The following is a 25,345-nucleotide window of genomic DNA, read 5'->3' as shown; positions in this document are numbered from 1 at the left end:
GCAACCCACCGTGACGAACAAGGCCCCCACCACGACACCTGACCTCTGCAAGATCAGCCGTACTCACCTCTGCACTCCAACGAGTACCCCGACACGCGTTCGCCCCGTCGATCGAAGTCCTCATCACCGCGCGGGCGCTGCTCGGGATCGCCGGGGCGACGATCGCCCCGGCCAGTCTCGGGCTCATCGTGACGCTGTTCCCGGAAACGGGCGACCGGGCAAGAGCGATCGGGCTGTGGATGGCCTGCTTCATGGTCGGCATCGCGCTCGGCCCGAGCCTGGGCGGCCTGCTCCTGGAGCACTTGTGGTGGGGAGCGGTGTTCCTGCCCGGGGTCGTCGTCATGCTCGCCGTGCTGGTGACCGGGCGGCGGGCACTGCCCGAATCGGAGATCAAGGCCGACACGTCGCTCGACGTCGCGGGGGCGCTCCTGCTGGGCACGGCGATCCTGAGCCTCGTCTTCAGCCTGAAGGCGGCGGTCCTGTCGAGCGTCGCCGGTGCGAGTACGGCAGTGGGCGGGTTCGTGCTCAGCATGCTGGCGCTGTCGGTGTTCATCTGGCGCGCACGACGGCGGAGCCATCCGCTCATCCCGGTGTCCCTGTTCGCGCAACGGCGCTTCACCGCGGCGGTGGGACTCATGACCGTGTGTGCGGTGCTGATCGGTGGAACGTACTTCTACTTCGCCCAGTACCTCCAGCTCGCCGCCGAGCTCTCACCCGTCGAGGCCGGACTGGTCATGATCATCCCTGCGGTGGCGCTCGGCCTCGGCTCCGCCATCGGTCCGGTCCTGACCCGCTGGATCACCCCGGCGCAGACCCTCGCCATCGGCCTGCTCGTCGCAGCCGGAGGCTTCGCCGTCCTGGCCACCACCCTGGACGAGGGCGGAGTTCGGTTCGCCATCATCGGGTTCTCGCTGGCCTATCTGGGCTTCGGTCCAGGGGCGGCCCTGGGCACCGACATCATCGTGGGCACCGTTCCGAGCCGCGATGCGGGAGCGTCGTCAGCGATCTCCGAGACCGGCACCGAACTCGGTCAAGCCTTCGGGATCGCAGCGCTCGGCAGCGCCGGAACGGTGATCTACCGCGGCTATCTCGCCCCGTACGTGGAGCACCTTGACGCCGACCAGACCCACGCACTGCACGAGGGGGTGATGGAGACTCTCGAACAGGTCCCCGGCCTGATCGACGTGGTCCAGACCGCGTTCGCACACTCCTTCGCCCTCATCGCGGCCGGGGCGGCCCTGGTCACGCTCGTGCTCGCTGCCCTGGCGATCCCGCTGCTCCGTCCGTCGGGCTCTCCCCGCGAAGCCAGGGACACCGCCCTGCGGATCTGACGGCGCAAGTCATGCTCCACGCGCGACGTTGAGCCTGGCAGCGTGCATTCGAGGTCATCGAGTCCGTCGGCCTCTCGGAACGGCAACTCCAGGGCCGTAGCGGAGCCGCGGTCTCCGCGATGATCACAAGCGCCGATCCCGACCGGGAACCTCGCCCGCCGGTACCCGCCGTTCGGGGCAGCCGGTCACCTGGGGCAGGGCAGCCGTTCGAGCGCGGCCGGGGTGGCGCCCCCGCGCACCAGCTGGGCGAAGCATCCGGTGGCGGTGGCCCGCTGCCAGCCGAAGAGCGACGCGGCGGTCTTCGCCACCCGTACCTGGAAGACCAGCCGGACCCCGCGGGCGCCGGCCGTCACGGTGAGCACCTCCACCCCGTCCACGTCGTCGACGGCGGTCCGCAGGGCCGCCTCCCGCCCGGACGGTTCGGCCAGCAGGGCCGCCCGGGTGCGCTGGGCGGTCGCCGTCACCTCGCGGTCGGCCCGGCGTTGCAGCCGATGCTGGGACCGGTCCCGCAGCAGCGGCAGCGCGACCGCCACGGCCACCGCGGCCAGCGCTAGGAGCGCCGCGCCGACCAGCAGCCGTCGGCGCACCGGTGTCCAGCGTTCTCCCCCGTACCGCACCTGGGGATTGTCCGACACCGGCCGGGCTTCCGGCTGCCCCATTCTGCTGTTCCGACCCCGGACGGGCGCGATGAGGTCTACTGTGGAGGACATTAACGGCGAATTCGGGCGTTCCGGTGGCGGTCGGATGATTCGCGGTGCACAGTGATCGCATGAGCGACAACGGAAGTGGTGGGCACTACTACTGGTGCACCCGACACCACCGGGTCGAGACCGATGCTGACGTGTGCCCCGCGAAGCACGTTCTCGGACCGTACGCCTCCGCCGCCGACGCCGAGAACGCCCTGCAGCAGGTGCGGGAGCGCAACGACGCGTGGGACGCCGAGGACGCCCGTTGGGCCGGGGAGGAGAAGTAGACGGCGCGGGACGGCCCGCGTCGAGGTGATCCGTGCTCCGCGAGGGCGAGAGCACGTCCCAGGAAGGGAACCAAGATGGCCGTAGCACAGCAGGCCACCACCCGCCCAACGGCGAAACGCACCACCCCGAAGAAGACCACCGCGGCCAGCCGGACGGTGGGCGGGGCCACGGCCAGGACCGCGACCGTCACGAAGGCGGCCCCGAACGCCTCGGGCGCCGGCGCCGGCCGCGTGCCGGCGAAGAAGGCGGTGGCCAGGAAGGCCGCCGCCAAGAAGGCCGTCTCGGCGGCGCGCAAGACGCCCGCGAAGACCGCCCCGGCCACCCGGACCACCGCCGGGACCGCTCCGGCCAGCAGGACCACCGCGAAGAAGGCACCGGCCGCGAAGAAGACCACCGCCGCGAAGAAGACCACGGCGGCGAAGAAGGCGCCCGCGAAGAAGACGACGGCGGCGACGAGTACGACGGCGGCGAAGCGGACCACGGCGGCGGCGAAGAAGGCCCCGCCGAGCAGGACGGCCGCGAAGAAGGCGCCGGCGGCGAAGAAGTCGACGGCCGCCCGGAAGACGACCGCCGCGGCGAAGAAGGCGCCGGCGAAGAAGACCGCGACGGCCCGCACGACGGCCGCGAAGAGGGCCCCGGCGAGCAGGACGGCGGCGAATAAGGCGCCGGCGGCGAAGAGGACGACGGCCGCCCGGAAGACGACCGCCGCGGCGAAGAAGGCCCCGGCGAAGAAGACCGCCACCGCCCGGACGACGGCCGCGAAGAAGGCCCCGGCGAGCAGGACGGCCGCGAAGAAGGCCCCGGCGAGCAGGACGGCGGCGAAGAAGGCCCCGGCCAGTAGGACGGCGGCGAAGAAGACGACGGCCGCCCGGAAGACGACCGCCGCGGCGAAGAAGGCGCCGGCGAAGAAGACCACGACGGCCCGGACGACGGCCGCGAAGAAGGCGCCGGCGAGCAGGACCGCGGCAAAGAAGGCCCCGGCGAGCAGGGCCACGGCGAAGAAGGCGCCGGCGAAGAAGACCACCGGTACCTCCTCGACCAGTGCGCGCAAATCGGTCGCCGGCCGGAAGGCGATCGGCGCGGCGTCGTCCGTGGGGCCGGTCGAGGCCCGGACGAGCACCTCGACCGGTACCCACAAGCGGCTCACCGCCGCCCGTAAACCGGCCGGTACCCGGGTGGTCGCCGGTCGTTCCACCAGGAAGCCGGGCGGCACCCGGAGCACGACCGGCTGAGGCTGCCGCGCCGCGCCAGCCGGGCCGGCGGGCGGATCGTGCGTCGCGCTGTCAGGATTGACCCCGTGGTGATCCGACGCGTACTGGCGCCCCGCATCGACTTCGGCGCGCTCCGCCGCGAGCTGGGACTGCCCGACAGCTTCCCGGCCGCGGCGCAGCGCGAGGCCGACGCGGCGGCGGGCGCGCCGCTGCCCGCCGCCGCCGACCGCACCGACATCCCGTTCGTCACGGTCGACCCGGCGGCGTCGCGCGACCTCGACCAGGCGATGCACCTCAGCCGCCGTCCGGGTGGCGGCTTCCGGGTCCGGTACGCCATCGCCGACGTGGCCACCCACGTCCGCCCGGGCGGCGCGCTGGAGGAGGAGACGTGGCGTCGCGGGCAGACCGTCTATCTGCCCGACGGCAACGTCCCGCTGCATCCGCACACGCTCAGCGAGGGGGCCGCCAGCCTGCTCCCCGACGCGGACCGGGCGGCGGTGCTCTGGACCATCGACCTCGACGCCGACGGCGGCACGGTCGGCGTCGCGCTGGAACGGGCCCGGGTCCGCAGCCGCGCCAAACTCGACTACGTCGGCGTCCAGCTCGCCGCCGAGGCCGGGCGGCTGCCCGAACCGATCGCCCTGCTGCCCGAGATCGGCGCCCTGCTCACCGCCCGGGGGCTGCGCCGGGGCGCGGTCAACCTGCCCCTGCCGGAGCAGGACGTCGAGCCCGACGGCGACGGCTGGCGGCTGGTGCTGCGCGGCCCCAGCCCGATGGAGGACCACAACGCGCAGATCTCCCTGCTGACCGGGATGGCCGCCGCCGACATCATGCTCGCCGGCCGGATCGGGCTGCTGCGAACCATGCCGCCGCCCCGGCCCGAGGCGGTGCAGCGGCTGCGCCAGGCCGCCGGGCCGCTCGGCGTGCACTGGCCGGACGGGATGCCGGTCGGCGCCGTGCTCGCCGGGCTGGACGCCTCCCAGCCCCGGGCGGCCGCCTTCGTCGATCAGGCGGCCGAGCTGATGCGGGGAGCCGCGTACACCGCCTTCGACGGCGAACTGCCCGAGCAGCCGGCGCACGGCGGGGTGGCGGCTGCGTACGCCCACGTGACGGCGCCGCTGCGCCGGCTCGCCGACCGGTACGCGACCGAGGCGTGCCTGGCCCTGCACGAGGGCCGGGAGGTGCCGGACTGGGTCCGGGCGGCGCTGTCGAAGCTGCCCGAGGTGATGGCGAGCACCGACCGGACCGCGTCGGCGGCCACCCGCGGCGCGGTCGAGCTGGCCGAGGCGGTGCTGCTGGCCCACCGGGTCGGCGAGACGTTCGAGGCGGCGGTGCTCGACGTGGACGCTCCCCGGCCGGCGGCCGAGGTACCCCGCCAGCCGGCCACCGCCGAGCCGCCCCGCCCGGCCGGGTCCGCCGTCGACGATCGGGGGCGATCGGGTGGGAACGCCGGGGCGGATCGTCCGGGCGCCAACGGTGGCCGGCCCGGCCGCCCGCCGGGCGGCACCGTCGCGTTGGACGAGCCGCCGGTCCGGGCGCGGTGCGTGGGTGAGCTGCCGCTCGGCGAGCGGGTGCGGGTCCGCCTGGTCACCGCCGATCCCGCCGAGCGCAAGGTCCTCTTCGAACGCGCCTGACGGCACCGCCGGCCCCGGCCGGCCCGTTGTCCTGGGCTACCGGCCGGCGCCGGCGTCCCGGGCCGGCGAGGCGGCCGTGGCAGCGGGGATTGTCACAGCGCCCGGCCGTCCCATCGAACGATGACCTTTGCGAGGATGGCCGCATGGCTTACGACGCGACCACCCTGCCCGATGTCTCCGGGCTCACCGTCGGCATCATCGGTGGCACCGGGGACCAGGGGCGGGGGCTCGCCTACCGGTTCGCCCGGGCCGGGCAGACCGTGCTGATCGGTTCCCGCGCCGCCGACCGGGCGGCCCAGGCCGCCGCGGAGATCGCCGCACTGCCGGGCGTGCCGGCCGGTGCTCAGGTGACCGGTGCGGACAACGACGAGGTCGCGCGCCGCAGCGACGTGGTGATCGTCGCGGTGCCGTGGGACGGGCACGCCGCCACCGTCGCCGCCCTTGCCGGCCCGCTCGCCGGCAAGATCGTCATCGACTGCGTCAACCCGCTCGGCTTCGACAAGCAGGGCCCCTACGCGCTGGCCGTGGCGGAGGGCAGCGCCGTCCAGCAGGCGGCCGCGCTGCTGCCCGACTCCCGGGTCTGCGCCGCGTTCAACCACGTCTCCGCCCCGCTGCTGGCCGACCCGGAGGTCGACCGCATCGACCTGGACGTGCTGATCTGCACCGAGGACCGGGAACTGGTCGGCGTGGTCGCCGCGCTGGCCGCCCGGATTCCCGGCATGCGGGGCATCTACGCCGGCCGGCTGCGAAACGCGCACCAGATCGAGGCGTTCACCGCCAACCTGATCGCGATCAACAAGCGGTACAAGGCACACGCCGGGATCCGGGTCACCGACCTCTGACGGTCAGCCGCCCGCGCGGGGGGCCTGGGCGGCCTGGAGCAGGTCCGGGGTGAGGCGCAGCGTCGGCGGCCAGCCCGGGTCCGGCCGGAAGCCGGTACGCGTACCGTCGAACGGGAACTCGCCGGCCTCGACGAGCGCGGCCAGCCGTTCGCCCTGCGCACGGATGGCGTCGGCCGCCGCCCGGTCGAAGTAGGCCGGGTGCCCGACCCGCTCGGCGAACTCGCCGGTGTCCTTCCACTCCCAGCGCCGCTGCGGCGACACGACGAGGTCGAGGACGTGGTCGACGGTGTCGACGCCGTTGGGCCGCCGGGCGTACGGGTCCTCGAGGTTGACGTACCAGCCGGCGAAGACGCCGTCCCGGAAGAACCACCACACCGAGTACGCCGCGGCGGGCGGCATGAGCACGAGGATGTCGTAGCCCGTCCAGGCCTGGACGGCCAGCTTCGCGTCGCGCATCTGGTCGACGGGAAGCTCGTGCAGGGTGTTGCCGTCGGCGTCGACCAGCCGGGCGCAGTCGCTGCCGACCGGGTGCCAGAGCAGCAGGCCGTCCGCGTCGTCGGCGACCACCAGCATGGGTTGCAGCCAGGAGCACCGGCCACCGCGCAGGTAACGGCGGGTGATGACCTGCCCGGATTTGAAGATCATCAACGCACCGTAGCGGAAGCCGCCGGGCGGCGCGGGGCACGGCCGCGCCGCCCGGCGTACCTCAGAAGGTGTGCTCGGCGGCGGGGAACTCGCCGCCGCGCACCTCGTCGGCGAAGCGGCGGGTGGCGTCGGTCAGCGCCCCGGCCAGGTCCGCGTAGCGCTTCACGAAGCGCGGCGCCTTCCCGGTGCGCAGGCCGGCCATGTCCTGCCAGACCAGCACCTGGGCGTCGGTGTCCGGGCCGGCGCCGATGCCGACGGTGGGGATGGCCAGCTCGGCGGTGATCCGCTTGGCCACCTCACCGGGCACCATCTCCAGCACCACCGCGAACGCGCCCGCCTCGGCCACGGCCCGGGCGTCGGCGATCACCTCCTCGGCGGTGTCGCCGCGGCCCTGCACCCGGTAGCCGCCCAGGGTGTGCTCGCTCTGCGGGGTGAAGCCGATGTGCGCCATCACCGGGATGCCCGCCCCGACGATCGCCTCGATCTGGGCGGCGCAGCGCCGGCCGCCCTCCAGCTTCACCGCGTGGCAGCCGCCCTCCTTCATGAACCGGACCGCGGTGCGCAGCGCCTGCGCGGGCCCCTCCTCGTACGAGCCGAAGGGCAGGTCGCCGACGACGAGCGAGTGCTTCGTCGCCCGCACCACGGCGCGCACCAGCGGCAGCAGCTCCTCGGCGGTCACCGGCAGGGTGGTCTCGTAGCCGAACACGTTGTTCGCCGCCGAGTCGCCGACCAGCAGCACCGGGATCCCCGCCTGGTCGAAGACCGCGGCGGTGTACTGGTCGTACGAGGTCAGCATCGGCCACCGCTCGCCGCGCTCCTTGGCGGCGATCAGGTCGCGGGTACGGACCCGCCGGGTGGCCGGCCCGCCGTAGAGGGCGGTCACCTCGGCCGGGGTGGACTCCACCATGACTCTCTCCTTCCTCGAGGCCGCCTTCGCGGTCCCCGGGTTCCGCCGCGATCGTCGCACCGGACGAGCGGGCGGCGGCAGGGCGGAGTGGAGGATTTCACTCGCGGCCGGCCGGCGGCCGGCTCGGCGTGGTCAGCCGTCCTCGCGCCAGCGGTTGGTGATCGGCAGCCGGCGGTCCCGGCCGAACGCCTTGATGGAGATCTTCGTGCCCGGGGCGGACTGCCGTCGCTTGTACTCGGCGGTATCCACCATCCGCAGCACCCGGTCCACGATCGCCGGGTCGTGACCGGACTCGACCAGGCCGTCGCGGCCCAGGTCGCCGTCCACATAGCCGATCAGGATCGGGTCGAGCACGTCGTACTCGGGCAGGCTGTCGCTGTCGAGCTGGCCGGGGCTCAGCTCGGCCGACGGGGGCTTGCCGATCGAGTTCTCCGGGATCGGCGGGGTCTGGCCGCGCCGCTCCGCCTCGGCGTTGCGCCACATGGCCAGCCGCCAGATCAGCGTCTTCCAGACGTCCTTGACCGGGTTGTAGCCGCCCACCGAGTCGCCGTAGAGGGTGGAGTAGCCCACCGCCAGCTCGCTCTTGTTGCCGGTGGTGAGGACCAGGTGGCCCTCCTGGTTCGACAGCGCCATGAGGATCACCCCGCGCACCCGGGCCTGGAGGTTCTCCACGGTCACCCCGGACAGCGACAGGTTGGCCAGGAAGGCGTCCACCATCGGTTGGATCGGCTCGATCCGGTAGTCCAGGCCGGTCCGCTTGGCCAGCTCCTCGGCGTCCGCCCGGGAGTGCTCGGAGGAGTGCTGGCTGGGCAGCGAGACGCCGACCACCCGGTCCGCGCCGAGCGCGTCGACCGCGAGGGCCGCGCACACCGCCGAGTCGATGCCGCCGGAGAGGCCGAGCACCACCGACGGGAAGCGGTTCTTGTTGACGTAGTCGCGCAGGCCCAGCACGAGCGCGTGCCAGACCTCGGCCTCGTCGGCGACGGGCTCGATGATGCCGCCCACGGCGACCTGGTCGGTGGACGCCGGCGGCAGGATGTCGCTGACCTTGGTCCGGACCACCCGCATCCCGTCCGCCGGTTCCCGCCCACCGTCGACCGGCTCCTTCGCTGGCGGCAGCTCGAGGTCGTGCAGCAACAGGTGCTCGACGAACTGCGGCGCCCGGGCGAGCAGCGTGCCGTCCGCGTCGACGATCATCGAGTCGCCGTCGAAGACCAGCTCGTCCTGACCGCCGACCATGTTCACGTACGCGATGGCGGCGCCGGCCTCGGCGGCCCGGCGGCGGACCAGCGGCAGCCGGATGTCGTCCTTGTTCAGCTCGTACGGCGAGCCGTTGATGCTGAGCACCAGGCCCACGCCGGCCTGCCGGGCCACCGCGAACGGGCCACCGGCCTGCCACAGGTCCTCGCAGATGGTCAGCGCCGCGTCCACCCCGCCGACGCGCACCACGGTGAAGGTGTCCCCGGGGACGAAGTAGCGGTCCTCGTCGAAGACGCCGTAGTTGGGCAGGTGGTGCTTGAAGTAGGTGGCGGCGATCCGGCCACGGTGCAGCACCGCGGCCGCGTTGCGCGCCCCGTGACCCGGCTGCGCGTCCGAGCTGACCTGCGGCGGCCCGTCCGCGTCGAGGTAGCCCACCAGCACCGGCAGGTCACCGACCCCGTCGGCGGCCAGGTCGGCGGCGAGCCGCTCCAGCGCGGCCCGGGACGCGGCGACGAAGGAGCGGCGGAAGACCAGGTCCTCGACCGGGTACCCGGTCAGCATCAGCTCCGGGAAGAGGGCGAGCTGGGCGCCGGCGTCGGCGGCCTTGCGCGCCCAGGCACGGATCAGGTCGGCGTTGCCGGCGATGTCGCCGACGGTGGGATTGACCTGGCACAGGGCGAGACGCAGGGTGGGCATGCCCTCATCTTGCCCCAGCGGGACGGGTCGAACCGGGCCGGACGCGGGAGACGCCGGCCACGGTGGCGCGGCCCGGACCGGCCGTCCTGGCCGCCGTCCCTGGGGGCGGGACACGACAGGACGGTACGCGGGGTGGGGGCGTAACGTCGGCGTAACGAGGCCGGTGGAGACTGGGCGGTCAGGCCGGACCGGCCCGACCGGTGCGGACGTACGTGTCACGAGGGGTGGAAGTGGACCGTCAGCAGGAGTTCGTCCTCCGTACGCTGGAAGAGCGGGACATCCGGTTCGTCCGGCTGTGGTTCACCGACGTGCTCGGCACCCTCAAGAGCGTGTCGGTGGCCCCCGCGGAGCTGGAGGCGGCCTTCGAGGAGGGCATCGGCTTCGACGGCTCGGCGATCGAGGGCTTCGCCCGGGTCTTCGAGTCGGACATGGTCGCCATGCCGGACCCGACCACCTTCCAGGTCTTCCCGTTCGAGGGCGGGGTGAGCGGCGAGAGCGCCCGGATGTTCTGCGACATCCTGCTCCCCGACGGCAGCCCGTCCTGGGCCGACCCGCGGCACGTGCTGCGCCGGGCGCTGTCCAAGGCGGCCGAGAAGGGCTTCACCTTCTACACCCACCCGGAGATCGAGTTCTTCCTGCTGGAGAACGGCCCGCAGGACGGCTCGCTGCCGACCCCGGTGGACACCGGCGGCTACTTCGAGCACACCACCCACGCGGTGGCCCGGGACTTCCGCCGCCAGGCGGTGCTGGCGCTGGAGCGGATCGGCATCTCGGTGGAGTTCAGCCACCACGAGGTGGCCCCCGGCCAGCAGGAGATCGACCTGCGCTACGCCGACGCGCTGACCACCGCCGACAACATCATGACCTTCCGGCACGTGGTGAAGGAGGTGGCGCTCTCCACCGGGGTGCAGGCCAGCTTCATGCCGAAGCCCTTCACCGACCAGCCGGGCAGCGGCATGCACACCCACCTGTCGCTGTTCGAGGGGGAGCGCAACGCGTTCCACGACGCCGGCGACCCGATGAAGCTCTCCAAGGTGGCCAAGTCGTTCATCGCCGGGCTGCTCACCCACGCCCGCGAGTACACCGCCGTCACCAACCAGTGGGTCAACTCGTACAAGCGGCTCTTCCCGCAGGCGCTGCCGGACCGGATCACCGAGAGCCCGGCGTACGTCTGCTGGGGTCACCTGAACCGGTCCGCGCTGGTCCGGGTGCCGGCGTACGGCAAGCCGAACTCGGCCCGGGTGGAGGTCCGCTCGCTGGACTCGGCGACCAACCCGTACCTGGCCTTCGCGGTCATGCTCGGCGCCGGCCTCAAGGGCATCGAGGAGGGGTACGAGCTGCCCCCGGGCGCCGAGGACGACGTCTGGTCGCTGAGCAGCGCCGAGCGGCGCGCCATGGGGTACGAGGCGCTGCCGGAGAACCTGTCCGAGGCGATCGACGTGATGGCCGGTTCGGAACTGGTCGCCGAGGTGCTCGGCGAGCACGTCTTCGACTTCTTCCTGCGCAACAAGCGGGCCGAGTGGGAGCAGTACCGCCGCGAGGTCACCCCGTACGAGCGGCAGCGCTACCTCTCGCTCTAGCCCGACCGGCCGCGCGCTGTCGTACCCCCGGCATAGCGTGCGGGGGGTGAACCGGACGGACCGTCTCTACGCCCTGGTGGAGGAGCTGCGCGCGGTGTCGCCGCGCCCGCGCAGCGCCCGCTGGCTGGCGCAGCGCTTCGAGGTCAGCACCCGCACGGTCGAGCGGGACATCACCGCGCTCCAGCAGGCCGGGGTGCCGATCTGGGCCGAGCCGGGCCGCACCGGCGGTTACGTGGTCGACCGGTCGCGCACCCTGCCGCCGGTCAACCTGAGCCCGGGCGAGGCGGTGGCGATGGCCGTGGCGCTGCACCGCCTCGCCGGCACCCCGTTCGCCCCGGCCGCCGGCGCGGCGTTGCGCAAGCTGGTCGCGGTGATGCCGCCGGCCGACGTGGCCGAGGCGCACCGGCTCGCCGGCCGGGTGCACCTGATCGACCGCGGGCCGGCCGGTCCCGTCCCGGCCGCCGTCGCCGACGCGGTCGCCGCCGGGCGCGTGCTGCGGCTGCGGTACGCGGACCGGGGCGGCACGGATTCGCTGCGCGACGTGGAGCCGCTGGCCTACCTGGGCAACCCGACCCACTGGTACCTGGTGGCCTGGTGCCGGCTGCGCGACGGGGTGCGCTGCTTCCGCACCGACCGGATCGTCTCGGTGCGCCCGCTGGCCGAGCCGGTCACCCGGGAGCTGCGCCCCGAGGACATCGACATCCCGCGGGACCGGCTGCGCCCGCTGAGCCTGGTCTGAAACCCGACAGCGTTTCCGCTCCGGATGCGGGATCCTGGCGGGTCTGCCGTCCCCGGGGGAGGAACGCGGGTGCCCGACAACCTCAGCTACGCCGACGCCGTACGCCTGCTGGGCGGCGAGAAGAGCACGGCCCTCGACTGGTTCGACCGGTTGACCGGTGGTGCCCTGCTGGCCGCGTCGGTGCCGGTGCCGGCGCTGCTCGGCATCTTCGACGCCAAGGCCGAGTTCGTCCGGCTCGGGCACGAGCTGGTGCGCAGCGTCTCGGAGAAGCGCTCCGGCCTGTCCCGGTACGGGCGGACCCAGCGGTTGGAGGCGGCGCACGCGGTGATCGCGGTGACCGCGTTCTTCGAGGCGTTGACCGAAGCCGACCTGCCGTTCGACTTCGCCGAACTGGAGCTGAGCAGGTCCGAGCAGTTGACCCTCGCGGGGGCGGGCCCGGCCGACGGGCGCAGCGTCGTCCGCGCCCTGTTCGAGATGCCCACGCCGCTGCCCGTGCCCGAGATGTCGTACCCGGAACTGCGGGAGACCCTGCTCCGGTACTACGAGTTCATGGCCGGCGGCGTGGCGTCGTTCGTCGCCGGCCTGGCCCTGGGTGATCGGCTGGTCGCGCATCAGCAGCGCGCGCTCCAGAAGGCGCTGAAGCAGGTGCCGGAATCCGCGGTCGATCGTCATCGGGACCTGCTCACCGCCCTGGCGGCGGATTTCGCCGAGGTCCGCTACTGGGCGGGACTGCACGAGCACGCGGCGACCCGGGCGCAGGTGCGGCACCTCGCGGTCGGGCTGGCGGAGTTGCGGGAGATGGTGGCGGCCATGGGCGCCGGCGGCACGCCCAGCGAGGCGCGGCAGGCGCTGGCCCGCGGGTACCGGGCGGAGCTCGATCGTCCGATCGTGACCTCGGGTGAGGTGCCGGACGGGCTCCGGGTGCCCACCCTCGGCGGGGCGTACGTGCCGCCGGCGTACCGGGTGGTCACGCTGGCCGAGCAGTCGCGGCCCAGCGACGAGGCGTGGTGGGCGCAGCGTCCGGTCCGGGAGGACCTCGCCGAGTTCCTGACCGGGCACCTCACCTCGCCCTGGGCGGTGCGGGTGCCGCTGCTGGTGCTGGGGCAGCCCGGCTCCGGCAAGTCGGTGCTGACCCGGGTGCTCGCCGCCCAACTGCCGGCCACCGACTTCCTGGTGGTCCGGGTGGTGCTGCGCGAGGTGCGGCTCGAGGCGGACCTCCAGGACCAGATCGAGCAGGCGGTCCGGGACGCCACCGGGGAGGCGCTCGGCTGGCCCGCGCTGGCCCGCTCGGCCGGCGACGCGCTGCCGGTGGTGCTGCTCGACGGCTTCGACGAGCTGCTCCAGGCCACCGGCGTCACGCAGACGGACTACCTGCTCAAGGTGGCCGCGTTCCAGCAGCGCGAGCTGGACCAGGGCCGGCCGGTGGCGGTGCTGGTCACCAGCCGCACCAGCGTCGCGGACCGGGCGAAACCGCCGGCCCGTACGGTCGCGCTGCGGCTGGAGCCGTTCGACCCGCCCCGGGTGGCCGGCTGGGTGGACACCTGGAACGCCGCCAACGCCGACCGCTTTCCGGCGCTGGGCGTACCGCCGCTGGATCCGGCCGCCGTGCTGGTCCACCCGGAACTGGCCGGGCAGCCGCTGCTGCTGCTGATGCTGGCCCTGTACGCGGCCGACGGCAACGACCTGCACGCGGCCGGCATGCTCGGTCGGGGTGAGCTGTACGAGCGGTTGCTGCGCAGCTTCGCCCGCCGGGAGGTGGTCAAGCACCGCACCGGACTGTCGGAGCGGGAGCTGGCCCGGGCCACCGAGGCGGAGCTGCGCCGGCTGGCCGTGGTGGCCTTCGCGATGTTCAACCGGGGCGTCCAGTGGGTCACCGAGGAGGAACTGGAGACGGATCTGGCCGGGCTGCCGTTCCTCGCGGGGGAGTCGCCGCGGCTGCGGCCCGACGGCAGCTTCCGGGAGCCGCTACGGGCCGCCGAGATCGTGCTCGGGCGGTTCTTCTTCGTGCACCGGGCGCAGGCGGTCCGGGGCGAACGGCGGGCGGAGACCTACGAGTTCCTGCATGCCACCTTCGGTGAGTACCTGGTCGCACGGACGATCACGCTCGTGCTGCGTGACCTGGCGGCGCGGGAGGCCGCGAGCATGCTGCGCACGGCGCCGATCGACGACGAGCTGCACGCCCTGCTGTCGTACGCGACGCTGACCGGGCGGGCGCCCATCGTCGGCTTCCTCACCGAGGCCCTGCCGTCCTGCGCCGAGGAGGACCGGGAGCAGATCACGGACGTGGTGCTGCGTCTCTTCCAGCACGTCCACCAGGCCCGGTCACGACCGGAAGCGACCTCGTACCGGCCGCGTGCGCTGTCGGTTCCCGAGCGGCACGCCGTCTACAGCGCGAATCTCCTCGTCCTGGGGCTCAGCGTGGCGGGGGCGCTGTCGGGTGGGCAGCTCTTTCCCGGAGCGGAGGACGTGCGTAGCCAGTGGACCCGGCAGGCCCTGCTCTGGCGCTCGCAGCTCGCCGGAGGGGAGTACCGGAGTCTGGTGAACGCGATCGCCCTGGAGCGGGTCGGGAACAGCGCCCGCCGGGAGATCCGGTTGGGGCTGGCCGGCGAGTCCTGGCGGCCCGCGCACCTCGACCTGGCCTGGACGTACGGGCCGGAGCCGTTGCCGGGCCATGACTGGTTGCGGCTGGAGGCCGAGCCGCAGCCCGAGATCACGCGACGGATGGTGAACTTCGAGTGCGCCGTGACGGGTGACGCGGTGCAGCACGCGCTGGAGCCGGTGCTGGGTCTGTGCCCCCCGGCGCTCGGCATGCTCGTCGTTGGTACCGACCGGCCGTTGCAGTCGGTCGCGCAGGTGCTGATCACCATGTCGCTCGGGTCGGGCGGGGTCGATCCGGCCGATCGGGTCGATCGCTACCGCGCCGTCGGGTCACTGCTCGTCGAACTCCGTGCCGCGGCGGAGGCGTACCTCGACAACCTGGCGGTGCTGCTGCTCGACCGGCTCGCCACCGATCGCGCCGTGCCTCGTCCGGTCGCCGTCGAGCTGCTCGGGATGCTCGACTTCGTGGCCCATCGTGGCGACGAACCCGCGTTCGCCTACCTGCGCTGCTGCCTGGCGGTGATCGGCGAGAACGATCCCGCGACCCGTGAGGTTGGCCGGCTGGTGCGCAAGGCGCTCCACGCGGATCAGGCTTCCTGGCGGTCGCGCACCGAGGAGTTGGCGGTGGAGGCCCTGGTGCGGCTCTCGGAACTCGGGGTCGACCGGTACCACCTCAGCCCCGGGGAGGCGGATCGGCTGACCGCGCTGCTGGCCGGACGCCGCCCGGACCTGGTGCACCGGATCCGGCCGCTGGTGCTGGCCCCCGCTGCGCCCGCGCCCTCGTCTCCCGGGCTCCCGCTGCCCGGCGGCGGGCCGAACTGAGCCGGAAACACCGACAGGACGCTGTCGCGGCGGCCCCGGAGGCTGACTCCTGAGGGCGCCGGCCGACCGGCCGGCGCGACCACGAGGAGGCAGCATGTCCAGCATTCCGGTGACCTGGTTCGAGGTCGGCACCGACCGCCCCGACGAGGTCCAGCGCTTCTACGCCGAGCTGTTCGACTGGACCTTCGAGGAGCAGGGCGGCCCGCAGGGGTCGTACCGGCAGACGACGGCCGGTGCGGAGCGGGGGATCGGCGGGGCGATCCGCGGCATCGACGGGACCGAGCCGAACTACGCGATCTTCTACGCCGAGGTGCCGGACGTGGCGGAGAGCTGCCGGCGGGCCGAGGCGGCCGGCGGCAAGGTGCTGCTGCCGCTGCGGACCGCGCCGAGCGGGCTCACCCTCGCCCACCTGCTCGACCCGTCGGGCAACCGGATCGGCGTCTTCACCCCGCCGCCCGCGGGGTGAGCGGTCGGGCGGTTCCGGGTGCGGTCGTCGCCGCCGGGGCGCCGACCACCGCACCCGGGGCCCGGCCCGGGCCTGGTCCGCCCCGGCGGCGGGCAGGCGCGCGCCGGGGTGGGTCGGGGTGGCCCCGCCGGGGCCGGCCGGGAGGGAGGTTCGGCCGGTGCGGAGGGGGCGGGGCCACCCGGGTCACTTGTCGCCGGTGCCGGACCAGCCGCGGGGGCCGTGGCCGGGACGGTCGCCGGGGCCGTGGCCCCCGCCCGGGCCCGGGAAGACGCCGGCCTCGACGGCCTTCAGGACCGCGTCGGCCTGCTCCTGGGTGAGCTTGCCGTCCTTGACGGCCTGGTCCAGTCGCGCCTTCAGCTGCTCCTGCCGGTCCTTCAGCCGCTCCTGCCGGTCCTCGGCGGACGGCCGCTGCGGCCGGTCGGCCTGGCGCTGCTCGCGCAGCTTCTCCAGCGCCGCGGTGACCTTGTCGGTCGACACGCCCAGTTCCTTGGCGAGGGCCTCGGCGAACTCCTGCTGCCGGTCGGCGTGCCGCTGCTGACGGTCGCCGCCCTGGTCGGTGCTCGTGCTGGCGCTCGGCGACGGGCTGGGGTTCTTGTCGTCGGCGAGCGCCACCGTCGGGGCGGCGATCCCGACGCCGAGCACGCCTGCGGTGGCCAGGCCGGCCAGCAGATGCTTCTTCGACATCCTGCGGCTCATGCGATTCTCCTGTTCGGTGGTGGTGCGATGACGTCACCGACAGTGACCGGCGAACCTGGGGAAACCCCATCGCGACCCTATGAACCCGCTGGAAATCCGCCCCGAAAACCCGGACAAAGCAGTTGCGAGGGTGGGTGCGCGGCCGGCAGGGTGGGCGGTCCGACGAGGAAAGGCGGCCCGCCATGACGTCCCCCCACATCCGGGAGATCCCGCTGACCGGCGCGGGCGCCGGGCCGTACGGGATCACCGTCGGCCCGGACGGGGCCTGCTGGCTGACGCTGGCCGGCTCGGGTGGTGTCGCCCGGCTCGACGCCGACGGCGGGGTGCGGACGTACCGGGACGACCCGGCGGAGAGCCGGCCGCTGATCATCACCACCGGTCCGGACGGCGCGCTCTGGTACACCCGCTCCGGGGACCACCGGCTCGGCCGGATCACCGTCGACGGCGCGACCAGCTCCGTCGCGCTCCCGGCCGGGACCGCCCCGTGCGGCCTCGCGGTCGGCCCGGACGACGCCCTCTGGTACGCCGGGATGGGCGACGACACCGTCGGCCGGGTCACCGTCGACGGGGTGGTCAGCACGTTCCCGCTGCCGGTCACCAAGGGTTTCCCGTCGATGCTGGCCGCCGGCCCGGACGGGGCGCTCTGGCTCACCCTCAACCAGGCGAACGCGATCGCCCGGGTGGCCCTGGACGGTCAGGTGACCCTGCATCCGCTGCCCACCGAGGCGGCCGGACCGGTCGGCATCACCCTCGGCGGGGACGGGGCGCTCTGGTTCGTGGAGATCGCCGCCGGTCAGCTCGGCCGGATCACCCCGGACGGCTCGATCAGCGAGATCCCGTTGCCGGACCGGGCCGCCCGGCCGCACGCCATCGTGGCCGACCCGGCCGGCGGCTGCTGGTTCACCGAGTGGGGCGCGAACCGGATCGGCCACCTCGACCCGTCCGGCCGGATCACCGCCCACGACCTGCCCACCGCCCACTCGGAGCCGCACGGCCTCACCGTGGCCCCCGACCACTCCGTCTGGATCGCCCTGGAAACCGGCGCGGCAGCCCACCTCATCCCGTGACCCGGCCGGGGTCAGGCGACGGCGGGGCTGACCGTGAGGGTGCCGGCGTCGGCGTCGAGGGTGGCCTCGGTGCCCACGGGGACGCTGAGCTGGCCCACGCCGTGGCCGACGGGGAGGCCGCCCAGCACCGGGACGCCGAGGTCGCCGAGGCGGTCGGTGAGCACGTCGACGACCGTGGTGTCCCAGCCGTCGGCGCACTCGGTGAACTGACCCACGGCCACCCCGGCCAGGCCGTCCAGGGCGCCGCAGCGGCGCAGGTGGGTGAGCATCCGGTCGATCTTGTACGGCGGCTCCTGCACCTCCTCGATCAGCAGCACCGCCCCGGTCAGGTCCGGCATGTCCGGGGTGCCGATCGACGCGGTGATCAGGCAGAGGTTGCCGCCGAGCAGCGGACCGGTCGCCCGGCCGGGCACCCGCACGGCGTACGTCTCCTCGTCCCGCACCGCAGGCACGGTCACCGGTTCGGTGGTCATCAGCGCGGCGTGCAACGACTCCGCCGAGGCGAGCGGGGTGCGCTCGTCCAGCCAGGCCGCCCCCGGGCCGTGCACGCTCGCCAGCCGGGCGCCCCGCCAGAGCGCGAACTGCAACGCGGTGATGTCGGAGAAGCCGGCCACCACCTTGGGGTCGCGGCGGACCGCGGCCATGTCGATCAGGTCGACCACCCGCTGCGCGCCGTACCCGCCGCGGGTGCAGATCACCCCGCGCACCTCGGGGTCGGCGAAGGCGGCGTTCAGGTCGGCGGCGCGCAGCTCGTCCCCGCCGGCCAGGTAGCCCTGCCGGGCATACGCGTGGCGGGCCAGCACCGGCCGCAACCCCCAGCCGGTCAGCAGCTCGATGCCGCGGGCCACCCGCTCCGGCCGGGTCGGGCCGGAGGGCGACACCAGCATCACCGAATCACCGGGACGCAGGACCGGTGGGCGCAGGCAGTCGTCGGTGGGCACCTGCCGGAGCCTAGTGGGCAGCCGCCCCGCCGAGCCGGACCGGGCCGCGTCGGCCGTACCGGATAGCCTCGGTGCCGTGGCAACCGCGCTGGTGATCGAGAACGACCCGACCGACGACCTCCGCCGCCTGGGGGACTGGCTCACCGAGGGTGGCCTGGACCTGTGGGTGCTGCGCCCGCACGCCGGCGACGAGCTTCCCGGCGATCTGGACGGCTACGCCGCGCTGGTGGTGCTCGGCGGTGAGCAGCAGGCCTACCCGGGCCCGGACGGCAGCCCGGGCGCGCCCTGGTTCCCCGCCCTGGAGGGCCTGCTGCGCAAGGCGGTCCGCCAGCGGGTCCCCACCCTCGGCGTCTGTCTGGGCGGGCAGCTGCTGGCCAGCGCGCACGCCGGCCAGGTCGAGCGCAGCCCGTCCGGGCCCGAGGTCGGCCCGGCGGTGGTGGGCCGGCGCGACGCCGCCGAGCACGATCCCCTCTTCCGGTACGTGCCGCTGATGCCGGACGTGCTCCAGTGGCACTCCGACGAGATCACCGAGCTGCCGCACGGCGCCACCCTGCTGGCCGCCTCCACCCGCTACCCGCACCAGGCGTTCCGCCTCGGCGACCGGGCCTGGGGGCTGCAGTTCCACATCGAGTGCGACACCGCGATGATCGCCGACTGGGCCCGCGACTCGACGCTCCTGGCCGAGCTGGGCTACGACCCGGAGCTGGTGGTGGCCGCCTGCGACCGGGTGATGGCCGACGTGGAGGAGGTCTGGCAGCCGTTCGCGGTCCGGTTCGCCGCCCTCGCCACCGGCGAGCTGACCGACGACAGCCCGCGGCGCAGCCTGCCGCTGCTCGGGCACTGAGATGACCCGACCGACCAGGGGCCGGCTCGCCCGCTACGGCTTCGCCGAGGGCGACGCCGGGGTGCGGGCCGCCGACCTGCTCGGCCCGGGCGGGCTCGGGCTGTGGCGGGTCGACGCGCAGGAGCCGGCCGACGAGCGGGCCGCCGGGCTGCTCACCGCGCTGTCCCGCGCCGCCGACCCCGATCTGGCCCTGCGCCAACTGCACCGCCTCGTCGAGGCCGAACGCCGCGACGCCGGCCCGGCGCCGCTGCTCGACGCCCTGCACGACGACCCGGGGCTGTGCCGGCGTCTCGTCGCGGTGCTCGGCGCCTCCTCGGCGCTCGGCGACCACCTGGTCGCCAACCCGGGCCAGTGGGTGGTGCTGGCCACCGACCCGGACGGGCTCGCCCCGGCCGCCGACGGCCGGCTCGACCTGGCCGCCGCCGCCCGGTTCAGCGCCGTGTCGCAGCCGGTGCCGGTGCTGCGGCAGGCGTACCGGCTGGCGCTGCTGCGGGTCGCGGCGGCCGACCTGACCGGCGGGCGCGGCCTGGAGCAGACCATGGCGGCGCTGTCCCGGCTCGCGGACGCCACCCTGGCCGCCGCGTTCGACATCGCCGCGGCCGAGCTGCCGGAGGGCACGGCCCGCCCCCGACTCGGCGTGGTGGCGATGGGCAAGTGCGGCGGCCACGAGCTCAACTACGTCTCGGACGTGGACGTCATCTTCGTCGCCGCCACCGACGACGACCTGGCCGCCGCCACCCAGGTGGCCACCCGGCTGATCCACGTGTGCGGGCTGGTCGCCTGGCCGGTCGACGCCGCGCTGCGGCCGGAGGGCAGCCGGGGGCCGCTGGTGCGTACCCTCGCCAGCCACCTCGCCTACTACCGGCGCTGGGCCCGGACCTGGGAGTTCCAGGCGCTGCTCAAGGCCCGCCCGGCGGCCGGCGACCTGGCGCTGGCCGGGGAGTGGATCGAGCAGCTCGCCCCGCTGGTGTGGACCGCCGCCGAACGCCCGGAGGCGGTCGAGGACGTCCGCGCCATGCGCCGCAGGATCATCGACAACGTCCCGCCCAAGGAGCTGGAACGCGAGATCAAGCGCGGTCCCGGCGGGCTGCGGGACATCGAGTTCGCCGTCCAACTGCTCCAACTGGTGCACGGCCGGGCCGACGAGTCGCTGCGGGCGCCCGGCACCATCCCGGCGCTGCGCGCCCTGGTCGCCGGCGGCTACGTCGGTCGCGCCGACGGCGAGGCGCTGCTGCGCGGCTACCGCTTCCTACGCGGCGTCGAGCACCGCCTGCAGCTCCAGGCCCTGCGCCGCACCCACACCGTGCCGACCGAGCCGGCCGCGCTGCGCTGGCTGGCCGCCGCGCTCGGCTACCAGGCCAGCCCGGGCCGCAGCGCCGTCGAGGAGTTCCGCGCCGAGTGGGTCACCCACGCCACCGAGGTACGCCGCCTGCACGCCAAGCTGCTCTACCGGCCGCTGCTGGAGTCGGTGGCCCGGGTGCCGGCCGAAGGGCTGCGGCTCACCCCGGAGGCGGCCCGGCACCGGCTGGAGATCCTCGGCTTCGCCGACCCGGCCGGGGCGCTGCGCCACCTCCAGGCCCTCACCGGCGGGGTGAGCCGGACCGCGGCCATCCAGCGCACCCTGCTGCCGGTGCTGCTCAGCGAGTTCGCCGACGCGCCCGAGCCGGACCGGGGGCTGCTCAACTACCGGCAGGTCTCCGACAAGCTCGGCAGCACCCCCTGGTACCTGCGGCTGCTGCGGGACTCCGGGCCGGTGGCCCGCCGGCTGGCCCGGGTGCTCTCCTCCTCCCGGTACGCGGCCGACCTGCTGGCCCGCGAGCCGGAGGCGCTGCGGCTGCTGGCCGAGGAGAGCGAGCTGACCCCGCGCCCCCGCGAGGTGCTCTGCGAGGGCTTCACCGCGGCGGCGGCCCGGCACGACGACCCGGTCGAGGCGACCCGGGCGGTCCGCGCCCTGCGCCGCCGGGAGCTGGTCCGGCTGGCCTGCGCCGACGTGCTCAGCCGGGCCGGCGCGCTCGCCCCGCTCACGCCCCGCTCGGCCGACGGCGCCCCCCGGATCCCGACGCTGGCCGACATCGGCGCGGTCGGCACCGCCCTCTCCGACGTCGCGGACGCCACCCTCGCCGCCGCGCTGCGCACCGCCCGGGCCGCCCAGCCGGGGCCGCCCGGCCTCCGCTTCGCCGTGATCGGCATGGGCCGGCTCGGCGGATACGAGTCGAACTACCTCTCCGACGCCGACGTGCTCTTCGTCTACGACCCGCCGCCGGGCGTCGAGGAGAGCGCGTCCAGCGCCGCCGCCCACGCCGTCGCCGAGGAGCTGCGCCGGCTGCTCTCCGCGCCGGCCCCCGACCCGCCGCTCGGCGTCGACGCCGACCTGCGCCCGGAGGGCCGGCAGGGCCCCCTGGTGCGCAGCCTCGCCGCGTACGCGCAGTACTACGCCCGCTGGTCGAAGGTGTGGGAGGCGCAGGCGCTGCTGCGCGCCCGGTTCGTCTGCGGAGACGCCGACCTGGGCGCCGAGTTCCAGGCGATGGCCGACCGGGTGCGCTACCCGGCGGACGGGCTGACCCGCGAGCAGGTGGTGGAGATCCGCCGGATCAAGGCCCGGGTGGAGACCGAGCGGCTGCCCCGCGGCGCCGACCCGGCCACCCACACCAAGCTGGGCCGGGGCGGCCTCGCCGACGTCGAGTGGGCGGTGCAGCTGCTCCAGCTCCGGCACGCCGGCCGGCACCCCGAGCTGCGCGGCACGCGTACCCTCGACGCCCTCGCCGCCGCCCGGGACGCCGGCCTGGTCGACCCGGACGACGCCGCCGCGATGGCCGCCGGCTGGACGCTCGCCGCGCAGGTACGCAACGCGCTGATGCTGGTCCGCGGCCGGGCCGGCGACCAGCTGCCCCGGCACGGGGTGGAGCTGGCCGGCGTGGTCCGCCTGCTCGGCCGGGACGACCCCGGCGAGTTCCTGGACGACTACCTGCGGGCCGGCCGCCGCTCCCGGGCGGCGATGGAGCGGGTCCTCGGTGCCTGAGCTGCACGGCCGGGCCCCATCCGATCGCCGCCCGCCCGGCGGCGGTCCCCGGACGATCGGGCGGCCGGGCGTGCTGGCGGCCGGCGTCGCGCTGCTGCTCGGCGTGGCGTTCCTGCTCGCCCCGCCGATGGGCACCGACCTGGCCGCCCAGGTCGCCCGGGCCGGCTTCGTCGACCGCCACGGCGCGGCCCCGATCGACCTCGGCTGGTACGGCGGGGTCAACCAGTACGGCTACAGCCTCTTCACCGCCCGGCTGGGCGCCTGGCTCGGGGTACGGCCGCTGGGCGTCCTCGCCGCGGTGGCCGGGGCCGCGGCGCTGGGCTGGCTCTTCGCCCGGCACCGGGCCCGCCGGCCGGCGCTGGCCGGGGTGCTCGGCGCGGTGGTGCTGGTCGGCAACCTGGCCAGCGGCCGGATCACCTTCGCCGTCGGCCTGGCCTTCGGGCTGCTCGCGCTCGGCGCGGTGAGCGCCGACCGGCCGGGGCGGCCGGCCCGCCTGGTCCTGGCCGCCGCGCTCGCCGCCGCCGCCACCTGGGCCAGCCCGGTGGCCGGGCTCTTCACCGGCGTGGCCGGCGCGGCGCTGCTGCTGGCCGGGCTGCGCCGGGGCGACGGCCCGGGCCGGCCGTTGCGGGGCGGCTGGCGGGCGGACCGTCCGCTGGCCGAGAGCCTGGTGCTCTGCCTCGCGCCGGCGCTCGCGCTCGCCCCGATGGCCGTGCTGTTCGGCAACGGCGGCACCCAGCCGTACTCGGCCGAGTCGATGCGGATCAACGTGGCGCTGGCCGTGCTGGTCTGCGCCGTGCTGCCCCGGCGCCGCCGGGTGCTGCGGATCGGCGCGGCGCTCACCGTGCTGCTGCTGGTCGCCGCCTTCTACCTGCCCAGCCCGGTCGGCTCCAACGCGCTGCGGCTGCCCATGCTCTTCGCGTTGCCCGTCCTCGCCGGCTACGCCGCACTGCCCGGGCCGTGGCTGGCCGCGCTGCTCGCCGCGACCGTCTGGTGGCAGAACCCGGTGATGGTCAGCGACGTGACCCGGGCCGGCGCGGCGGAGAGCGACCCCGCGTTCCACCGCCCACTGGCCGACGAGTTGGCCCGGCGGCAGCCGGTCGGCCGGGTCGAGGTGGTGCCGCTGCGCGACCACTGGGAGTCGGCGTACCTGCCGCCGACCGTGCCGCTGGCCCGGGGCTGGGAACGGCAGGCGGACACCGACCGCAACGGCCTCTTCTACGCCGACCCGCTGACCGCCGACGGGTACGCGGACTGGCTGCGCCGGGAGGCCGTCCAGTACGTGGCGGTCGCCCCCGACGCCCCGCCGGACCGGTGGGGACGCGCCGAGGCCGACCTGATCGAGGCGGGCCAGCCGTACCTGCGCGAGGTGTGGCGCGACGCGCACTGGCGGCTGTACGCCGTGGTCGACCCGACGCCGCTGGTCGGCGCGCCGGGCCGGCTGGTCGCCGCCGACCAGGCCCGGCTGCGCTTCACCGCGGAACAGGCCGGTGAGGTTCCGGTCCGGGTCCGCTGGTCCCGCTGGCTCACCCTCGCCGGCGGCGACGGATGCCTGCGTCCGGGGCCGGACGGCTGGACCGAGGTGCGGGTGCGTACCCCGGGCGAGTTCAGCGTCTCCAGCAGCCTGACGCCGGGGGGTCACTGCTGAGCCCGCGCCCCGGCCCGGTGCCCAGCGTCGGTCCCGCCCGGCCGGGCTGGCAGCATGGCGGGGTGCCTCACCACCTCTCGCGCTGGACCGGCCTGGCCGGCTCGGCGCTGCTCGCCCTGTCCGCCTACCTCGGCGGCGCGTTCCCGCACGCGAACCTGCGCCCCACCCCGGTCGGCACCTGGCAGGGCCGGAACGGACCGCTGATCATCGCGGCCTGGCTGGTCGGCACCGCGCTGCTGGCGTGGGCCTGGTGGTCGCTGCGGGACCGGGTGCCGTCGGTGCGCTGGGCGCTGGTCACCGCCGGGCTCTGGCTGCTGCCGATGCTGGTCGCGCCGCCGTTCGGCAGCCGCGACGTCTACGCGTACGCCTGCCAGGGCGCCAGCTATGCCGGCGGGATCAGCCCGTACGAGCAGGGGGTCTCCGCGCTGCCCTGCCCGTGGCTGGACACCGTCTCGTTCATCTGGCGGGACACTCCGGCCCCGTACGGGCCGCTCTTCGTGGTGATCGCCGGGGCGGTGGTCAAGGCGACCGGCTCGCTGACCGCGAGCATCGTGCTGTTCCGCCTGCTCAGCCTGGCCGGCGTGGCGCTCATCGGGTACGCCGTGCCGGTGCTCGCCCGGCGCCGCGGGGTGCCCGCCGCGCGGGCGGTCTGGCTGGCGCTGGCCTGCCCGCTGGTCGCCATGCACCTGATCGGCGGCCCGCACAACGACGCCCTGATGGTCGGGGCGCTGGTCGCCGGGCTGGCCCTGGTGGCGTCCCGACCGGGCCGCCCCGGCCCGCTGCTGGCCGCCGGGGCGCTGCTCGGCGTCGCCGTGGCGATCAAGGTGACCGCGCTGGTCGTGGTGCCGTTCGCCGCGCTGGCCGCGATGGTCGGGCCGTACCGGATCCGGACGCTGGTGCGCGACGGCGGGTGGGTGGTCGGCGGCGCCGTCGCAGTCGTGGTCGCGGTCACCTTCGGCGGCGGCCTGGACTTCGGCTGGGTCGGCGGGCTGTCCCAGGGCGGCGTGGCGGTGGCCTGGACCTCCCCGCCCACCGCGGTCGGCCAGACCATCGGCTACCTCGCGGTGCCGTTCGGCGCGCACATCGACGCGCTCCCGGCGACCCGGGGGATCGCCGTGGTGCTGCTCGCCGTGCTGCTGGTCTGGCTCTGGTGGCGGGCCCGCCACCGGGACCCGTTCTACCACGCGGGGCTGGCGCTGGCGCTGACCGTGGCGCTCTCCCCGGTGGTGCACCCCTGGTACTGGACCTGGCCGCTGGCCGTGCTCGCCGCGACCGCCGCGGTGCGGGAGAAGTGGTACCTGGTGGTCGCGCTCGTCGGCTGCTTCCTGATCCTGCCGGACGGGCTCGGCCTGCCCCGGTGGACCAAGATGCCCGGCGCGCCCCTGATGACGCTGTTGGTGATCGTGGTCACCGTCCGGTTGGTACGGTCGGCTCGGGCGGCCCGGAAGGCGGTCCCCGCCGAGGCGGCAGCCGACTGAGGAGAGGTGC

At 74.9% G+C, this 25,345-nt stretch carries 19 protein-coding genes; 12 read left to right on the top strand and 7 right to left on the bottom strand.

Features of this window, described 5'->3' with window-relative positions:
- The first annotated feature begins 38 nt into the window (after window positions 1-38).
- Window positions 39-1,331, top strand: coding sequence for an MFS transporter (locus tag AB0I11_RS10350; RefSeq protein ID WP_357316610.1), 1,293 nt, complete (start codon window positions 39-41; stop codon window positions 1,329-1,331).
- Between the two features lie 185 nt (window positions 1,332-1,516).
- On the opposite strand, the gene AB0I11_RS10345 is transcribed toward AB0I11_RS10350, so the two are convergent.
- Both AB0I11_RS10345 and AB0I11_RS10340 read right to left on the bottom strand, forming a co-directional pair.
- Window positions 1,517-1,948, bottom strand: a complete 432-nt coding sequence (locus tag AB0I11_RS10345) for a hypothetical protein (RefSeq protein ID WP_357316562.1) — start codon at window positions 1,946-1,948, stop codon at window positions 1,517-1,519.
- A 181-nt stretch (window positions 1,949-2,129) separates the two neighbouring features.
- Complete coding sequence (locus AB0I11_RS10340; RefSeq protein WP_357316558.1) at window positions 2,130-3,452, bottom strand: hypothetical protein; 1,323 nt, start codon at window positions 3,450-3,452, stop codon at window positions 2,130-2,132.
- 150 nt (window positions 3,453-3,602) lie between these two features.
- On the opposite strand from AB0I11_RS10340, the gene AB0I11_RS10335 reads away from it, so the two are divergent.
- Window positions 3,603-5,150, top strand: coding sequence for an RNB domain-containing ribonuclease (locus tag AB0I11_RS10335; RefSeq protein WP_357316555.1), 1,548 nt, complete (start codon window positions 3,603-3,605; stop codon window positions 5,148-5,150).
- Between the two features lie 143 nt (window positions 5,151-5,293).
- Window positions 5,294-5,992 (top strand): NADPH-dependent F420 reductase, encoded by a 699-nt coding sequence (gene npdG / locus AB0I11_RS10330; RefSeq protein WP_357316552.1) that lies wholly within the window; start codon window positions 5,294-5,296, stop codon window positions 5,990-5,992.
- A gap of 3 nt (window positions 5,993-5,995) precedes the next feature.
- Here npdG and AB0I11_RS10325 read toward each other — a convergent pair whose 3' ends face one another.
- The 3 genes from AB0I11_RS10325 to AB0I11_RS10315 all read right to left on the bottom strand — a co-directional run bounded on the left by AB0I11_RS10325 (window position 5,996) and on the right by AB0I11_RS10315 (window position 9,440).
- Window positions 5,996-6,637 carry a DUF402 domain-containing protein gene (locus AB0I11_RS10325; protein ID WP_357316549.1) on the bottom strand — a complete coding sequence of 214 codons (642 nt, stop codon included), beginning with the start codon at window positions 6,635-6,637 and terminating at the stop codon, window positions 5,996-5,998.
- 61 nt (window positions 6,638-6,698) lie between these two features.
- Window positions 6,699-7,544 carry a 3-methyl-2-oxobutanoate hydroxymethyltransferase gene (gene panB, locus AB0I11_RS10320; RefSeq protein ID WP_357316546.1) on the bottom strand — a complete coding sequence of 282 codons (846 nt, stop codon included), beginning with the start codon at window positions 7,542-7,544 and terminating at the stop codon, window positions 6,699-6,701.
- Window positions 7,545-7,676: 132 nt separating this feature from the next.
- Complete coding sequence (locus tag AB0I11_RS10315) at window positions 7,677-9,440, bottom strand: NAD+ synthase (protein WP_357316542.1); 1,764 nt, start codon at window positions 9,438-9,440, stop codon at window positions 7,677-7,679.
- Between the two features lie 230 nt (window positions 9,441-9,670).
- On the opposite strand from AB0I11_RS10315, the gene glnA reads away from it, so the two are divergent.
- From glnA to AB0I11_RS10295, 4 genes are all read left to right on the top strand, one after another.
- Complete coding sequence (glnA, locus tag AB0I11_RS10310; RefSeq protein WP_357316538.1) at window positions 9,671-11,020, top strand: type I glutamate--ammonia ligase; 1,350 nt, start codon at window positions 9,671-9,673, stop codon at window positions 11,018-11,020.
- 46 nt (window positions 11,021-11,066) lie between these two features.
- Entirely contained in the window at window positions 11,067-11,759 is a 693-nt protein-coding gene (locus tag AB0I11_RS10305; RefSeq protein WP_046568930.1) for a YafY family protein, read from the top strand.
- A gap of 69 nt (window positions 11,760-11,828) precedes the next feature.
- Entirely contained in the window at window positions 11,829-15,179 is a 3,351-nt protein-coding gene (locus tag AB0I11_RS10300) for a hypothetical protein (RefSeq protein WP_357316534.1), read from the top strand.
- A 94-nt stretch (window positions 15,180-15,273) separates the two neighbouring features.
- Complete coding sequence (locus AB0I11_RS10295; RefSeq protein ID WP_357316531.1) at window positions 15,274-15,645, top strand: VOC family protein; 372 nt, start codon at window positions 15,274-15,276, stop codon at window positions 15,643-15,645.
- Between the two features lie 183 nt (window positions 15,646-15,828).
- On the opposite strand, the gene AB0I11_RS10290 is transcribed toward AB0I11_RS10295, so the two are convergent.
- Window positions 15,829-16,341, bottom strand: coding sequence for a hypothetical protein (locus AB0I11_RS10290; RefSeq protein WP_357316528.1), 513 nt, complete (start codon window positions 16,339-16,341; stop codon window positions 15,829-15,831).
- Between the two features lie 182 nt (window positions 16,342-16,523).
- Between AB0I11_RS10290 and AB0I11_RS10285 the strand changes: the two genes are divergently transcribed.
- Window positions 16,524-17,408 carry a virginiamycin B lyase gene (locus AB0I11_RS10285; protein WP_357316524.1) on the top strand — a complete coding sequence of 295 codons (885 nt, stop codon included), beginning with the start codon at window positions 16,524-16,526 and terminating at the stop codon, window positions 17,406-17,408.
- Between the two features lie 11 nt (window positions 17,409-17,419).
- Here AB0I11_RS10285 and AB0I11_RS10280 read toward each other — a convergent pair whose 3' ends face one another.
- The gene (locus AB0I11_RS10280; RefSeq protein WP_357316521.1) at window positions 17,420-18,349 is read right to left on the bottom strand and encodes an LD-carboxypeptidase; all 930 of its coding nucleotides are present in this window, start codon (window positions 18,347-18,349) and stop codon (window positions 17,420-17,422) included.
- A 76-nt stretch (window positions 18,350-18,425) separates the two neighbouring features.
- Here AB0I11_RS10280 and AB0I11_RS10275 point away from each other — a divergent pair, with 76 nt between their 5' ends.
- From AB0I11_RS10275 to mptB, 4 genes are all read left to right on the top strand, one after another.
- Window positions 18,426-19,193, top strand: a complete 768-nt coding sequence (locus AB0I11_RS10275; RefSeq protein ID WP_357316518.1) for a type 1 glutamine amidotransferase — start codon at window positions 18,426-18,428, stop codon at window positions 19,191-19,193.
- Between the two features lies 1 nt (window position 19,194).
- Window positions 19,195-22,212 carry a bifunctional [glutamine synthetase] adenylyltransferase/[glutamine synthetase]-adenylyl-L-tyrosine phosphorylase gene (locus tag AB0I11_RS10270; protein ID WP_357316515.1) on the top strand — a complete coding sequence of 1,006 codons (3,018 nt, stop codon included), beginning with the start codon at window positions 19,195-19,197 and terminating at the stop codon, window positions 22,210-22,212.
- Window positions 22,205-23,857 carry a hypothetical protein gene (locus AB0I11_RS10265; RefSeq protein WP_357316512.1) on the top strand — a complete coding sequence of 551 codons (1,653 nt, stop codon included), beginning with the start codon at window positions 22,205-22,207 and terminating at the stop codon, window positions 23,855-23,857. Before AB0I11_RS10270 ends, AB0I11_RS10265 begins: the two co-directional genes overlap by 8 nt.
- Window positions 23,858-23,919: 62 nt before the next feature.
- Entirely contained in the window at window positions 23,920-25,335 is a 1,416-nt protein-coding gene (gene mptB, locus AB0I11_RS10260; protein WP_357316509.1) for a polyprenol phosphomannose-dependent alpha 1,6 mannosyltransferase MptB, read from the top strand.
- Window positions 25,336-25,345 lie beyond the last annotated feature (10 nt).

Origin of the sequence: Micromonospora sp. NPDC050495 (assembly GCF_040655175.1) — a bacterium.
Taxonomy (GTDB): Bacteria; Actinomycetota; Actinomycetes; order Mycobacteriales; family Micromonosporaceae; genus Micromonospora.
The sequence above is the reverse complement of the archived record's forward strand: the minus strand, read 5'-3'. Positions and strand labels throughout refer to the sequence as shown.

What these genes read in the sequence shown, in the direction of transcription:
- npdG (WP_357316552.1), top strand. Translation starts at nt 5,294, where the DNA reads ATGGCTTACGACGCGACCACCCTGCCCGATGTCTCCGGGCTCACCGTC.
- AB0I11_RS10325 (WP_357316549.1), bottom strand. Translation starts at nt 6,637, where the DNA reads ATGATCTTCAAATCCGGGCAGGTCATCACCCGCCGTTACCTGCGCGGT.
- AB0I11_RS10270 (WP_357316515.1), top strand. Translation starts at nt 19,195, where the DNA reads ATGACCCGACCGACCAGGGGCCGGCTCGCCCGCTACGGCTTCGCCGAG.
- AB0I11_RS10290 (WP_357316528.1), bottom strand. Translation starts at nt 16,341, where the DNA reads ATGAGCCGCAGGATGTCGAAGAAGCATCTGCTGGCCGGCCTGGCCACC.
- AB0I11_RS10285 (WP_357316524.1), top strand. Translation starts at nt 16,524, where the DNA reads ATGACGTCCCCCCACATCCGGGAGATCCCGCTGACCGGCGCGGGCGCC.
- AB0I11_RS10295 (WP_357316531.1), top strand. Translation starts at nt 15,274, where the DNA reads ATGTCCAGCATTCCGGTGACCTGGTTCGAGGTCGGCACCGACCGCCCC.
- AB0I11_RS10315 (WP_357316542.1), bottom strand. Translation starts at nt 9,440, where the DNA reads ATGCCCACCCTGCGTCTCGCCCTGTGCCAGGTCAATCCCACCGTCGGC.
- panB (WP_357316546.1), bottom strand. Translation starts at nt 7,544, where the DNA reads ATGGTGGAGTCCACCCCGGCCGAGGTGACCGCCCTCTACGGCGGGCCG.